This window comes from Comamonas aquatilis, from assembly GCF_965139575.1.
GTDB lineage: Bacteria > Pseudomonadota > Gammaproteobacteria > Burkholderiales > Burkholderiaceae_C > Comamonas > Comamonas aquatilis.
In genome coordinates this window covers 507,330-521,593 of the sequence record NZ_CBCSIW010000001.1, presented here as the reverse complement: position 1 = coordinate 521,593, position 14,264 = coordinate 507,330, and the positions used below count along the sequence as shown (strand labels likewise).

Annotated in this window: 10 protein-coding genes; 4 read left to right on the top strand and 6 right to left on the bottom strand. The window is 61.4% G+C overall.

What is annotated here, in order from left to right; genetic code table 11:
• Positions 1-17: 17 nt before the first annotated feature.
• The 5 genes from ACNAZA_RS02310 to ACNAZA_RS02290 form a co-directional block, all read right to left on the bottom strand.
• Complete coding sequence (locus ACNAZA_RS02310; RefSeq protein ID WP_415794778.1) at positions 18-1,574, bottom strand: methyl-accepting chemotaxis protein; 1,557 nt, start codon at positions 1,572-1,574, stop codon at positions 18-20.
• 139 nt (positions 1,575-1,713) lie between these two features.
• A complete protein-coding gene (locus ACNAZA_RS02305) occupies positions 1,714-2,931 on the bottom strand; it encodes a Y-family DNA polymerase (RefSeq protein WP_415794915.1) in 1,218 nt (405 codons plus the stop codon).
• 108 nt (positions 2,932-3,039) lie between these two features.
• Positions 3,040-4,617: an amino acid permease gene (locus ACNAZA_RS02300; RefSeq protein ID WP_415794776.1), complete on the bottom strand. Its 1,578-nt coding sequence runs from the start codon at positions 4,615-4,617 to the stop codon at positions 3,040-3,042.
• A gap of 395 nt (positions 4,618-5,012) precedes the next feature.
• Positions 5,013-5,945, bottom strand: coding sequence for an EamA family transporter (locus tag ACNAZA_RS02295; RefSeq protein ID WP_415794775.1), 933 nt, complete (start codon positions 5,943-5,945; stop codon positions 5,013-5,015).
• A 155-nt stretch (positions 5,946-6,100) separates the two neighbouring features.
• On the bottom strand, positions 6,101-6,955 hold the full coding sequence (locus tag ACNAZA_RS02290) for an AraC family transcriptional regulator (protein WP_415794774.1): 855 nt from the start codon (positions 6,953-6,955) through the stop codon (positions 6,101-6,103).
• A gap of 291 nt (positions 6,956-7,246) precedes the next feature.
• On the opposite strand from ACNAZA_RS02290, the gene ACNAZA_RS02285 reads away from it, so the two are divergent.
• From ACNAZA_RS02285 to ACNAZA_RS02275, 3 genes are all read left to right on the top strand, one after another.
• The gene (locus tag ACNAZA_RS02285; RefSeq protein ID WP_415794773.1) at positions 7,247-8,965 is read left to right on the top strand and encodes a 2-isopropylmalate synthase; all 1,719 of its coding nucleotides are present in this window, start codon (positions 7,247-7,249) and stop codon (positions 8,963-8,965) included.
• Positions 8,966-9,358: 393 nt separating this feature from the next.
• A complete protein-coding gene (locus ACNAZA_RS02280) occupies positions 9,359-10,225 on the top strand; it encodes a tetratricopeptide repeat protein (protein ID WP_415794771.1) in 867 nt (288 codons plus the stop codon).
• 43 nt (positions 10,226-10,268) lie between these two features.
• On the top strand, positions 10,269-11,039 hold the full coding sequence (locus ACNAZA_RS02275) for a tetratricopeptide repeat protein (RefSeq protein WP_415794770.1): 771 nt from the start codon (positions 10,269-10,271) through the stop codon (positions 11,037-11,039).
• 75 nt (positions 11,040-11,114) lie between these two features.
• Here ACNAZA_RS02275 and ACNAZA_RS02270 read toward each other — a convergent pair whose 3' ends face one another.
• Entirely contained in the window at positions 11,115-12,296 is a 1,182-nt protein-coding gene (locus ACNAZA_RS02270) for an alpha-hydroxy acid oxidase (protein ID WP_415794769.1), read from the bottom strand.
• Positions 12,297-12,493: 197 nt separating this feature from the next.
• On the opposite strand from ACNAZA_RS02270, the gene ACNAZA_RS02265 reads away from it, so the two are divergent.
• On the top strand, positions 12,494-14,152 hold the full coding sequence (locus ACNAZA_RS02265) for an L-lactate permease (protein WP_415794767.1): 1,659 nt from the start codon (positions 12,494-12,496) through the stop codon (positions 14,150-14,152).
• The last annotated feature ends 112 nt before the right edge of the window (positions 14,153-14,264 follow it).

Below are 14,264 nucleotides of genomic sequence, written 5' to 3'. Positions count from 1 at the left end.
CTGGCGGTCCAACACCGTCAAAGGTGAAACACATCCACCGAGCGCTCCAGCGTGTGGGCACTCATGCGCAGCGAATCGGCCGAACCGGTGGACTGCTCGGCCAGGGCCGCATTTTGCTGCGTCACGAAATCGAGCTGGGCAGCGGCCTCGTTGACCTGGGCCACGCCAATCGACTGCTCGCGCGTGGCAATGCTGATCTGGTGCACCAGATCGCTGACACGGTCCACGGCACTCACCATGCTGGCAATGGTCTCGCCTGCTGCATGCATGCGCGCATTGCCGTCGTTGATGCCTGCCACCGTGCTGTTGATCAGGCCGCTGATCTCCTTGGCCGCCCCGGCGCTGCGCTGGGCCAGAGCCCGCACTTCAGCCGCCACCACGGCAAAGCCACGGCCTTGCTCCCCGGCACGGGCGGCTTCCACGGCCGCGTTCAAGGCCAGCAGATTGGTCTGGAAGGCAATGCTTTCGATCACGCCAATGATCTCGCTCATACGGGTGGACGAGCCGCGGATATGCTCCATGGCCGCTCCCATTTCATGGATGACGGCGCCGCTGCGGCCGGCCAAGGCACGGCTTTCGTCGCTGGCGCGCGCCATGAACTGGGCGGTATCGGCCGTCTGCGCCACCGTGCCCGAAATTTCTTCGATGGACGAGGCCGTCTGCTGAAGACTGCCCGACTGCGCCTCGGTACGTCCCGCCAGATCAAAGCTGCTTTGAGCCATTTCCTGGGCCGTATGAGCAAAGCTGCGCACCTCGGTGCGCACATCGCCAACCACGGCGCGCAGATTGATCTGTATCTGCTGCAGGCGCTGCATCAGCGCACCCATGGCACCGCTGTACTGCTGCCTGGACTGGGTGCTGAGATTGCAGCTGGCCAGATCGGCAGCGAAACGGCTGGCTTCTTCCAGCCCATTCAGGCAACGCCGCTGAAAACGCCACAGCAGCAGGCCGCCGCCCACAAGCAGCGCCGCCAGACGGCTACCCCACGCTGCCGAGCCTTGCAGGCCCAGCAGATCGGGCAGCATCACCAGCAGCGACAGCAAGGCCAGAAGCCACGCCATGCGGGCCAGCAAGCCCACATCCTGCAAGCCTTGCCACCAGCCCATCAGACCCAGACGGCGCAGCTCACCACCGCGCAGGCGCATGCTGACCTGGCCGGTTTCCGCCTCGCTGCGCATGCTGGCATACAGCTTTTCGGCCGCTTCAATTTCTACGGCCGAGGGTTTGGTGCGCACCGACAGATAGCCGCTGGGCCTGCCGCCTTCCATGATGGGAGTGACATTGGCACGTACCCAGTAGTGATCGCCGTTTTTGCGGCGGTTCTTGACCAGGGCCGTCCAGGGGTAGCCATGGGCAATGGTGCGCCACATGTCCTTGAAGGCTGCGGCAGGCATGTCCGGGTGGCGAATCAGGTTGTGAGGCTGGCCAATCAGCTCCTCATAGGCATAGCCGCTGACCCGCACAAAAGCCGGGTTGCAGTGGGTTATTTCGCCCTTGGTGTTGGTGCTGGAAACCAGCAGCTCGTCGCCCGGGAAATCGTAGTGGTACTGCGTCACCGGCAGATTCAATCGCATGTCACCCGCTCCTCCAATAATCCATTTGATTTGATCTGATGTGATGTATTGGCCGATTGCAAATGACTGCGCCATTGCTTCAGATACAAAAGCTCACACCTTCGGATCATCGCACAGGGTCTACCCTTGCAGCAGGCATTTAGAACAGCGACGCCGTATAAGGGTCGGATTCATTGACCGAAGTCAAGACCTGGGGTCTGAGCAGCGCATCGCGGGCCGCCGGATCATGGGCCGTGGCCTCCCAGTCGGCCAGACGGATCAGACCGCCTACCTTGACGCCCAGCAGGCGCAGCCGCTTGCCCAGAGGCACGCGCTTCAAGCATTGGCCCGCGGCCTGCCGTATGGTCTGGCCGTCCTGCATGGGCAGGGCCAGCGTCTGATCTCGCGTGGCGATCTTGAAATCGTCAAAGCGCAGCTTGATGCCCACCGTGCGCCCCACATAGCCTTTGCGCTGCAGGTCGTCGGCCACGCGCTGACACAGATCCGTAAAGATGGCGCCCAGCTCGGCCCTGTCATGCACGGCATGCAGATCGCGCTCGAAAGTAGTCTCGCGGCTCATGGAAACCGGCTCGCTCTCTGTCTCCACCGCCCGCTCGTCGCGCCCCCAGGAGGCATCGTGCAGCCAGTGGCCGTAGGACTTGCCAAACCAGTGCACCAGCTGCGGCAGGCTTTGCTGCGCCAGCTGACCTATGGTCTCCAGGCCCAGGGCCTTGAGCTTGGCGTCCGCCTTGGGGCCTATGCCGTTGACCTTGCGGCAGGCCAGCGGCCAGATCTGCGCTTGCAGATCCTCGGCCTGGACGATGGAGATGCCGTTGGGCTTGTTGAATTCGCTGGCCATCTTGGCCAACAGCTTGTTGGGTGCCACGCCCACCGAGCAGGTCAGGCCCGTGGCCTCGAAAATGCTTTTCTGGATCAGACGCGCCAGCACGCGCCCGCCTTCGCGCTGGCCGCCCGGCACTTCGGTGAAGTCTATATAGACCTCGTCCACGCCCCGGTTCTCCATGACGGGGGCAATGGAGAGGATCACCTCTTTGAAAGCTCTGGAAAAGCGCCGGTACTCGGCAAAGTCCACCGGCAGCAAGACCGCCTGCGGGCACAGCTTGGCGGCCTTCATCAGCCCCATGGCCGAGCCCACGCCGAACTGCCGCGCCGCATAGGTGGCCGTGGTGATGACGCCGCGCCCCGTGTAGTCCTTGAGCAGGGGAAAATCCGCCACCGGAATCTGGCCCAGCGGCAAGTGCGCATACCGCGCCAGCAGTTCGTCATCCGGCGCACGCCGCCCACCGCCAATAACCACGGGCAGCCCCTTGAGCTGCGGGTAGCGCAGCAGCTCCACGGAGGCGTAGAACGCATCCATGTCCAGATGGGCTATGCGCCGCGGCGGCAGCTTGACGGATAAATCGCTCACCCTGCCGATTGTGCCTGCGCAGGCAGAAATCAGCGGGGCTTGCCCGCCATCACCCGGTCAGTGGTGTGCTGCCTTTTGAACGGCTTTCTGCACTGCCTGCTGAGCCCGCTTTTCTGCCAGTTCCCGCTTGATCTCTTCGGCCTCGTCAAAACGCATATCGGCATAGCTGACCCAGGTCTTGCGCTTGACCAGCCAGTAGCCCAGCCAAAACACCAGGAACAGCGGAATGCCCAGATAGGTAGAGACCACGCCACCCCAGTCGATACGGTCTTCCAGAAAGGCTTGATAGTTCTGGCCCAGCGTCACCACCAGGCACAGCACAAACGCAAAGATCGGGCCGAAGGGGAAAGCGCCTGCCTTATAGGGCAGCAGGCCCACATCGTGGCCATGCATCACATAACCACGGCGAAAGCGGTAGTGGCTGACGGCAATGCCCAGCCAGACGATGAACTCCGTCATGCCGGCCAGATTCAGCAGCCAGATATAGACGGCCTGCGGGCTGTACAGGGAGGAAAACAGGCACAGGCTGGCAATCAGCGTGCTGCCGATCAGCGCATACAGCGGCACGCCGTTCTTGGTCAGCTGAGAGAACATGCGCGGTGCATTGCCCTCGGTGGCCATGTTGAAGAGCATGCGCGTGGCCGCATACATGCCGGAGTTACCGGCCGACAGCACCGAGGTCAGAATCACCGCGTTCATCACCGTGGCCGCCGACAGCAGACCAGCATGCTGGAACACCAGCGTGAACGGGCTCACCGCAATATCGGCCACATCGGTGCGCAACAGCTGCGGGTCGGTATAGGGAATCAGAAAGCCGATGACGATGATGGCCAGTACATAGAACAGCAGAATGCGCCAGAACACCTGGCGAATGGCACGCGGCACGTTTTCGCGCGGGTTCTCGGATTCGCCAGCAGCAACGCCGACCAGCTCCGTGCCCTGAAAGGAATAGGCCACGATCATGGCCACGCCCACAAAGGTGGCGAAGTTGCCGACGAATGGCGCATCGCCCGTGGTCCAGTTCTCGAAACCGGGCACATGACCGTTGCTGATGATGCCGAACAGAATCAATACGCCGGTGATCAGAAAGGCCACCACCGCCACCACCTTGATCAGCGCGAACCAGTACTCGGCCTCGGCAAAACCTCGGGCCGAGAACGCATTCAGGCCCACCATCAGCAGCAAAAACAAGCCGCTCCAGAGAATGCCCGGCACGTTGGGGAACCAGTAGGCCATCACCAACTGTGAGGCCACCAGATCCACCGCCACCACCACGGCCCAGCTGAACCAGAAGTTCCAGCCCAGGGCAAAGCCAAAGCCGCGATCCACATAGCGGGAGGCATAGGTCGAGAAGGAACCTGCGACCGGCATGAAGGCGGCCAGCTCGCCCAGGCTGGTCATGATGTAGTACACCATGATGCCAATCAGCAGATAGGTCAGCACCGCGCCGCCGGGACCCACCTGGGCAATGGCAGAGCCCGAAGCCACGAACAGGCCCGTGCCGATGGCTCCGCCGATGGCAATCATGCTCAGGTGGCGCTGCTTGAGCACCCGGTGCAGCTGGGGTGCCGGCGCCTTGTCTTGCTGCGACTCAGAGGCTGGTGCCTGCATCTGGCCGGAGTTTGTGTTGGACATAAAGTCTTGTGCTTTTGAGTTTTGAGCCCGCAAGCAACCGACGCCACAACGCAAAAAAGCGATCCTGACGATCGCCGCAAAGGACAAAGGAATGAAGCATATGAGCGCAGCGCACGACCCGCCAGGCCGATGCACCCTCTCTCTCAGCAACCCCGATCGGGTGCTCCAACAGCAAAACGGTGGTACCGCCTCGCCAATTGATGGGCATAAGCCATCATTTTGCCTAAAACCCTTGGTCAACATATGAGCCCCGGGCAATGCAGGGGCGTGGCCTGGGGCTGATTTCGGGGACTTGACAGAAAATATCGCTATGAAAATACGAGCATACTGCGCTTTATTTTTATGGACTCAAGGCCGGTTTGACCATATATCACGCTCACCCGCGGCTAAAGAACCTAAACCTGCAGGCAGATCAGCACCAGGCCCAGCATCATCAGCCCCATGCCCAATTTCTCGGCACCCGAGAGTTTTTCGCTGAACACGCGACGCGAAACCAGGTAGCTGAACACCACCTCCACCATGCCCAGCGTGCGCACCGGCGCTGCACCCTGCATGGCATAGGCGGTAAACCAGGCCAGCGAAGCGGCGGCGCCCATGCTGCCTGCCAGCAGCGAAATACGCCAGGCCCGAACAATGGGGCGCAAGCCTTCAGCATGGGTTTTAGCAATCCAGCCGCCCAGGCCCACGCTCTGCAGCGTCTGAGCAATCAACACCCCCCAGGCACCAGACAGCCAGGGCGATGTCAGGCCTAACTGCGCCAGCTCCACCGCCCCGCCTCTAAAGCCTATGGTGGCCAGCGCAAAGCAGGCGCCGCAAATCAGGCCATACAGCGATGACTTGCTGGCCCAGGCCGACAAGGTGAACAGTTGCCCACGCGGCGGCAGCGAAAGCATGAGCACGCCCACCGTGGCCAGTACCATGGCGGCCAAGGCCATGGCGCTTGGCAACTCGTGCAAGAACATGGCAGCAAACAAGGCCACCTGCAGCACCTCGGTTTTGGACAGTGTGACCGCCACCGCAAAGTTGCGCTCCTTCATGGCCAGCAGCAGCGCTGCGGTAGCACCCACCTGGAAAAAAGCCCCCAGCGCAATCCAGCCCAGATAGGCCCAGGAGAACTGCGGCAGCTCACGCGGGCCCGAGCCCAGGCCATACAGCGCCAGCAAATACACGGCAGCAAAAGGCAGGCCGTAAAGAAAGCGCACCAGCGTGGCGGGCAAAGTGCCTATCTGAGCGGTCAAGCTGCGTTGCGCCGTGTTGCGCACCGTCTGCGCGGCCGCAGCAAACAGCACCACGGGCACCCATAAATATTCCAGACCAATGCCCGCCATGTACGCACACCCTCTTCAATTCGTCACAAGATAAGCGCCAGCATAGACCTCATGACCGGCGCCCGCTTGCGCGATTGGCGCGGTGAGCATGCTTGAGGCAAGGCTGCAGCAAACGCGACCCCAGCCCTGCCCGGAGCTGGAATGACCTCAATGGCTCATGTCTCGCCCGTACGGCTTTGCGCCACAAAGCGCGAGGGCGAAACACCCATCTGCATCTTGAATGCCAGGCTGTAGGCACTGTGGCTTTCGTAGCCCACATGCAAGGCCACTTCCACAATCGGCCGCCCGGCCAGCAGCAACGGCAACGAGGCCAGCAGCCGCGCGCGCTGGCGCCAGCGTCCAAAACCCATGCCTGTGGCCTTTTCAAAATGGCGGTGAAAAGTCTTGCTGCTCATGGCCAGATCGGCAGCGCAGCGTTCTGCCGTTCGCAGGCTGCCGGGCTCGTCCTGCAGTTGCTCGCACAACTGCGCCAGCCTGAGGTTCTCGGGCCAGGGCAAATGAAAGACGGGCTCATCCGGCAGGCCTAACTCCTCCAGCAACAGCGCTACCAGCAATTGCTCGCGCCTGCCGCGCTCACCGTCAACCGGCCAGTGCGCCACTTCAGAAATCAAGGCCCGCAGCAAGGCCGAAACAGGCATGACGCAGTCACGCTGCGGCAAGCGCTCAAATTCGGCTGCCGCCAGCTGCGCCCGGTTGACCAGCAGGCTGCGCACACGCACGGCCCCACGCATATGCAGACTGTGCTGGGCAAACGGCGTGAGCCACACGGCCTTGCTTGGCGGTACCAGCCAGCGCCCATGATGGGTCCGCACCTCGAGCACGCCTTGCACGGCATACAGCAGTTGGCACTGGGCATGGCTATGCAATTCAACCTCCTGCCCGGCGGCGAAATCCACCGCCACGCCCACCACCGGTAGGGCCGCATTTTCATGGGGTGCCCAGTCGAGCGCATGCGGCGACACGGCCGGTAGTTTGCGCAAGCGTTTGGTGGAAGTGGCTACAGACGGCATGACAGGCAAGAAATGTCTATTTTTCAACAACTATTGCCAGATTCTATAAAGACAGTCAGATACCGTTTTTTTATGCTTGAGCCAACTCTCTCTATCGCTCCATCCCGTCCCGCCATGCGTGCTTCACTGCCTTTGCTACGACTAAGCCCTGCCCTGACCCACGGCCGGAGTCGGCATGCGCGCGCTGCCCATATCCATCACTCCCCCTGACTCCGGCCTCGCTCAACAGATGCATGCATCTGCAGGGGAGTGTGAACCACACACCTCTTTCTTTTTCTGAGCGAAGCAGCCATGTTGAAAAATCCGCAGACCAAATACCAGCCCTACCCCAGCGTCGATATGCCCGAGCGCCAATGGCCTTCGCAACGCATCACGCAAGCTCCCGTCTGGCTTTCCACTGATTTGCGCGACGGCAATCAGGCTTTGTTCGAGCCCATGAACCGCGAGCGCAAGCTGCGTCTGTTTCAAGAGCTGGTGAAGCTGGGCTTCAAGGAGATCGAAGTCGGCTTTCCATCCGCCTCGCAAACCGACTATGACATGGTTCGCCAATTGATCGACGGCGCGCTGATTCCTGCCGACGTGACGCCCATGGTCATCACCCAGTTGCGCGAGGACCTGATCCGCCGCACGGTGAGCAGCCTGTCGGGGGCACGCCGCGCCATCGTTCATTTCTACAATGCCGTGGCCCCGGCCTTCCGGGAAATCGTCTTCGGCATGCAGGTTTCTGAAATCATCGCCATGGTGGAGCAACACATCTACCTGCTGCGCGAGCTGACCGATCTGCAACCCGAGACCGAATGGGTGCTGCAGTACTCGCCGGAAACCTTCTGCATGGCCGAGCTCGACGTCTCTCTGGCCGTGTGCAACGCCGCCATTCGCGCCTGGAATGCCGGGCCCGATCGCCCCATGATCATCAATCTGCCCACCACGGTGGAGGTGAGCACGGCCAATGTGTTTGCCGACCAGATCGAGTGGATGAACAAGCGCCTTGAGCGGCGCGAGCATATTGTGCTTTCCGTCCACCCCCACAATGACCGGGGCACGGGCGTGGCCTGTGCCGAGCAGGCGCTGCTGGCCGGTGCCCAGCGCGTGGAAGGCTGCCTGTTTGGCAATGGCGAACGCAGCGGCAATGTCGATCTCGTCACCGTGGCCTTGAATCTCTACACGCAGGGTGTGGCGCCGGGCCTGGATTTTTCGGATATTGCCGCCGTGGCCCGCATTGCAGAAGAATGCACGGCCCTGCCCATTCACCCTCGCCACCCCTATGTGGGCGATCTGGTGTTTACCGCGTTCTCGGGCTCACATCAGGATGCAATTGCCAAAGGCTTTGCCGCGCAAAAGCCCGGCGCGCTGTGGCGCGTGCCCTACCTGCCCATAGACCCCAAGGACCTGGGCCGCACCTATGACAGCATCGTGCGCGTCAACAGCCAATCGGGCAAAGGCGGCATCAGCTATTTGCTGCAGCGCGACCATGGCGTTCTCATGCCGCGGCGCATGCAGGTGGAGTTCAGCGCCATCGTACAAAAGCTGGCGGACAGCAGCGAAACCGAGCTGGCCAGCGAGGCCTTGTGGCAACTGTTCGAACACACTTATCTGCATGCCACAGCCGGCCAGTGGCGCTATGTACGCCATCAGCTTTCCGAGCATGCACAAGGTGCACACATCCTCATCGAGGTGACGGACGACAACGGCCGGCAATCGAGCCTGCAAGGCAGTGGCAACGGCCCGATGGATGCGGCTGCAGCAGCCATCAGCGCCGCCTTGGCCCAGCCGCTGCGCATAGATCACTACGAGGAGCGCAGCCTGGGTGCGGGCGCTGGCGCATCGGCCCTGGCGATTGTGGAAGCCGCGCTGCCCGGTGCTGCGGGCACGCGTTTTGGCGCCGGCATGCATGCCAACCTCGTGACGGCATCGGTGCAGGCCGTGGTGATGGCGGCCAACCGACTGATGCAAGAGGGAGCTGCGCAGTTCAGCTCGTCGGAGCAGAGCCGACCCGCCTGCGCTGCCTGATACCTGAATGGGTGTGCTGCATTGCAATGTTCATGACTAGAAAGTCAAACGCAAAACAAGCAAAAGCCGAGCACAAACCGAGCAAAAAACCGGGCGCTGAACCGGCCCGGTGCGTGACTAAAATGACTTGGCGCTTTGGCCCTGATCCCGTTCACCTGCAACCGCCCCGTGCTGTTGCAACTGCGGCACGCCCATTGCAGATCCAACAGCAGCCCATGCTCTGCCAGCGCCAGCAGCAAGCCAGCACCGGCACAGCCAGCCAGCCAGCAAGCAAGCAAGCAAACCCAATACCCGCACCAACCCAGCACAGTGGCCTATCCAGGCCGTTGTGCTCTGTTGCGCGGCCCTGCTAGCCCCCTTTTTGTGACTTCAAAGAAAAATGACAGGGAAAAAATGAAAACACCGATTGCACACTTTTTATCTGCCACCGCCCTGCTGCTGGCCAGCACGCTGGCCATGGCCCAGCCTGCAGACCTGCTGCACAAGGCACAGGCCGGCAATGCCCAGGCACAGCTCGACCTGGGTCTGCTGTATGCAGAAGGTCGCGGCGTGGCACAAAGCGACGAGAAGGCCGTGCAATGGTTTCGCCTGGCCGCAGCGCAAGGCGATGCGCTGGGCCAGAGCAGCCTGGGTCTGATGTACGACCAGGGCCGTGGCGTGACGCAAAACGACCAGGAGGCCGTCAAGTGGTACCGCCTCGCTGCGGCGCAAGGCGATGCCAGTGGCCAGTTCAATCTCGGCGTGATGTATGACGATGGCCGCGGCGTGGAGCAAAGCGACCAGGAGGCCGTCAAGTGGTATCGCCTTGCCGCAGCGCAAAACCATCTCGATGCCCAGTACAACCTGGGGCTGATGTATGTCAACGGCCGCGGCGTGGAGCAAAGCGATCAGGAGGCCGCCAAATGGTTTGCTCTCACCGCCGCCAAGGGCCATGACTCGGGCCAGGTCAACCTCGCCGTGATGCATGCAACCGGTCGCGGCGTGCCGCAGAACGAGAAGGAGGCAGCCAGATTGCTGGGCCTGGCCGCAGAGCAAGGCAATGCGACGGCACAAGTCAACCTCGGCACGATGTTTGAAGAAGGACGCGGAGTCAAACGCAGCCTGTCCCAGGCCTATTTCTGGTATGCCCTGGCCGCTGCACAAGATCTGGAAGACACGGAGTCGCTACGCGATGCCGCAGCCCAGAAGCTCAAGCCGGCAGAGCGCGCCGCGCTGGACAAGAAGATCAGCGCCTGGAAACCCAAGACGGCCAGCCGCTGATTTTCCGCATGTGAATCCACGGCTTTTGACACACAGGCAAGCAATGAAAAAACAACGCAACCATTCACTCGCTCACCTCTTTTGCGCCGCCGCCCTGCTGCTCTCCAGCACGCTGGCCATGGCGCAACCCGCAGATCTGCTGCAAAAAGCCCAGGCCGGTGATGCCCAGGCGCAGTTCAAGCTCGCCGCCGTCTATCTCACGGGCCGTGGCGGGCCCAAAAACTATGATGAAGCTGCCAAATGGTTCAAGCTGTCTGCAGAGCAAGGCCATGCGGAAAGCCAGGCCAACATTGGCCTGATGTACGGCCGTGGACGCGGTGTGCCGCAAAGCGATGAGGAGGCCGTCAAGTGGTATCGCCTGTCCGCAGAGCAAGGCGATGTCGATGGGCTGTTCAATCTGGCAGTGATGTATGACGACGGCCGTGGTGTGGCGCAAAACCAGGAAGAAGCCGTCAGGCTGTACCGTCTGGCGGTGGCGCAGAACCATGTCTCCAGTCAAAGCAATCTTGGCTATATGTACGACCACGGCCGCGGCGTGGCGCAGGACAGCAAGGAGGCCTTCAAGTGGTACCTGATTGCGGCCGAACAAGGCGATGCCAACAGCCAGTTCAACGTCGGCTCCATGTATGCCTTGGGCCGTGGCGTGCCGCAAAGCTGGCCCAAAGCTTATTTCTGGGCCTTGCTGTCGGCCAAGGATGGCGAGATGGATTCGGCCAAACAGCAGGAAATCATCGCCAAGAAGTTAAGGCCGGCACAACGCGCCAAGGTACAGCTGCAAGTGCAGGAATGGAAACCCCGCACCAGCCAGCCCTGACCCCGCAGGCGCAAACGGTGCTTGAGAGGCGCTGGCAAGGCACAGCCCAGCCATGCGCCCCTTCAGCCTTGCAGATCAGATCTCTGCAAACGGTTTGGGGTAGGTACCGGGCAGCAGGATTTCGGTGCCCACCCTGTTGATATTGGTGTGACCGCAAAAAGCCATGGTGGTGTCCAGCTCCTTGTGGATGATCTGCAGCGCCTTGCTCACGCCCTCCTGGCCGTATGCGCCCAGACCGTAGAGAAAGCTGCGGCCGATCATGGTGCCTTGCGCACCCAGGGCACGGGCCTTGAGCACGTCCTGGCCGCTGCGGATGCCGCCATCCATCCAGACCTCGATATCTTTGCCCGCAGCTTCGGCAATCGAAGGCAATGCCGCAATCGATGAAGGCGCGCCATCAAGCTGGCGACCGCCGTGGTTGCTCACGATCAACGCATCGGCGCCGCTTTGCGCGGCCAGGCGTGCATCTTCGGCATCCATGACGCCCTTCAGAATGATCTTGCCGCCCCAGAGTTTCTTGATCCACTCCACATCGCTCCAGTTCAGACGGGGGTCGAACTGGTCTGCCGTCCAAGAGGACAGCGAAGACACATCGCCCACGCCATCGACGTGGCCGACGATGTTGCCAAAGCTGCGGCGCTTGGTTCCCAGCATGCCCAGGCACCAGCGCGGCTTGGTGGCCAGGTTGATGAGATTTTTGAGGGTGGGCTTGGGCGGAGTGGACAGACCGTTCTTGATGTCCTTGTGGCGCTGGCCCAGGATCTGCAGATCCAGCGTCACCACCAGCGCCGAGCAATTGGCTTCCTTGGCCCGGTTGATCAGGCGCTCCATGAAGCCCTTGTCGCGCATCACATACAGTTGAAACCAGAACGGATGGCGGTCGGTGTGCTGGGCAATATCTTCCAGCGAGCAGATGCTCATGGTCGACAAGGTGAACGGAATGCCAAAGGCCTTGGCCGCCTTGGCCCCCAGGATTTCCCCATCGGCATGCTGCATGCCGGTCAGTCCCGTGGGCGCAATGGCCACCGGCATGGCCACGTCCTGGCCGATCATGGTGCTGCGCGTGCTGCGCCCTTCCATATTTACGGCCACGCGCTGGCGCAGCAGAATTTTCTGGAAATCATCTTCGTTGGAACGATAGGTGCCCTGGGTATAAGAACCCGAATCCGCATAGTCGTAGAACATGCGCGGCACGCGGCGCTGGGCCACCACACGCAAATCCTCGATACAGGTGACTTTGGAAAGATCAGCTGCCACAGTTAAACCCCTCATTTTCTCGTTGCGCCCGATGGTAGTGCGCTTGTGCGGTTTGGGTGCATCACTCAGGTTTGAAGTGATTTACGCCGGTATTGAAATTTTCTGCAGCCCGCTCGAATCGAGGGCTAACGCTAGTGCAGGAAGCCGCGCCCGCCGCCACCATCGCCGGCACAGATATCAAAGAGGAGACAAGAGAGATGATTTGGCAACAGGTCTACGACCCCCTATCGAATATGTGGCTGTCCACCTTGCTTGCGGCAATTCCTGTCGTGGTGATGCTGGTTGGCCTGGGCTTTTTGCACATGAAGGCCCACCTGGCTGCCGGCGCGGGCCTGGTGGCCGCGCTGATTATTGCCGTCTTCGTCTACAACATGCCGGCCGACATGGCAGGCCGCGCTGCCTTGTTTGGCGGCTTCACCGGTCTGCTGCCCATTGGCTGGATCGTGCTGAACATCATTTTCCTGCATCAGCTGACCGAGCAAAACGGCAGCTTCAAGGTGTTGCAGGATTCGCTGTCGGGCATCACTCCCGACCGCCGCATTCAGCTGCTGCTGATTGCCTTTGCCTTTGGCGCCTTCTTCGAAGGTGCAGCAGGCTTTGGCACGCCGGTGGCCGTGACGGCCGCCATCCTGATCGGTCTGGGCTTTTCGCCTCTGGCCGCCTCCGGCCTGTCGCTGATCGCCAATACCGCACCCGTGGCCTTTGGCGCTCTGGGCACGCCGGTGATCACCCTGGCCAAGGTCCACGGTTACGACCTGATGGAAGTGACGGCCATGATTGGCCGCCAACTGCCCTTCTTCTCGGTGCTGGTGCCGTTCTGGCTGATCTGGGCTTTCGCCGGCCGCAAAGGCATGATGGAAATCTGGCCCGCCATTCTGGTGACCGGCGTCTCGTTTGCGATTCCCCAGTATCTGGTGTCCAACTTCATCGGCCCCGAGCTGGTGGACATCATTGCCGCCATTGTTTCCATGGTCAGCCTGGTGCTGTTCCTGCGTGTCTGGCAGCCCAAGAAGATCTGGACCTCGGCCTCGCTGCGCGGCAAGGACGTCAGCGCCGCCGAAGCCAAGCCGCCGCAACCCGTGGTCAAGCACAGCCGCTCGGCTCTGATCGCCGCCTGGACGCCCTGGCTGATTCTCTCGATCTTTGTGTTCATCTGGGGCCTGCCTCCGGTCAAGGTCTGGCTCAACAGCATCTTCGCTCCTGCCTTCCCCATGACGGGCCTGCACAATCTGATCGAGAAAATGCCACCCGTGGTGCCTCAGCCCACCAAGGAAGGCGCGGTCTATACGCTGAACCTGCTATCCGCCACCGGCACCGGCATTCTGCTATCGGCCGTGATCAGTGCGCTGGTGATGAAGTACAACCCCGTCGCCATTGTTCGCACCTTCTTCAAAACCATCTGGTTGGTGAAATATTCGCTGCTGACCATCGTGCTGATGCTGGCCCTGGGCACGCTGACTCGCTACTCTGGCACCGATACCACCCTGGGCCTGGCCTTTGCCAACACCGGTATGTTCTACCCCTTCTTCGGCACCTTGATGGGCTGGCTGGGCGTGGCGCTGACGGGGTCCGACACGGCTTCAAACGTGCTGTTTGGCGGCATGCAGAAAGTGGCGGCCGAGCAGCTGGGCCTGTCGCCCAACCTCATGGGCGCGGCCAACAGCTCGGGCGGCGTGATGGGCAAGATGATCGACGCCCAGTCCATCGTCGTGGCCTCCACCGCCACCCGCTGGTTCAACCATGAAGGCGACATCCTGCGCTATGTGTTCTTCCACTCGATTGCGCTGGCCTGCCTGATGGGTCTGTTTGTGACCATGCAGGCCTATGTCTGGCCCTTCCACCTGATGGTGAACTAAGCACTCTTTTTATAAGAGCAAATGCCGCAAACACAGCAATGTGTTTGCGGCATTTTTGCGTCCACTTTCTGGCTTGCGACGCCCATCTTGCATCGCTTTATCGCATGCAGAA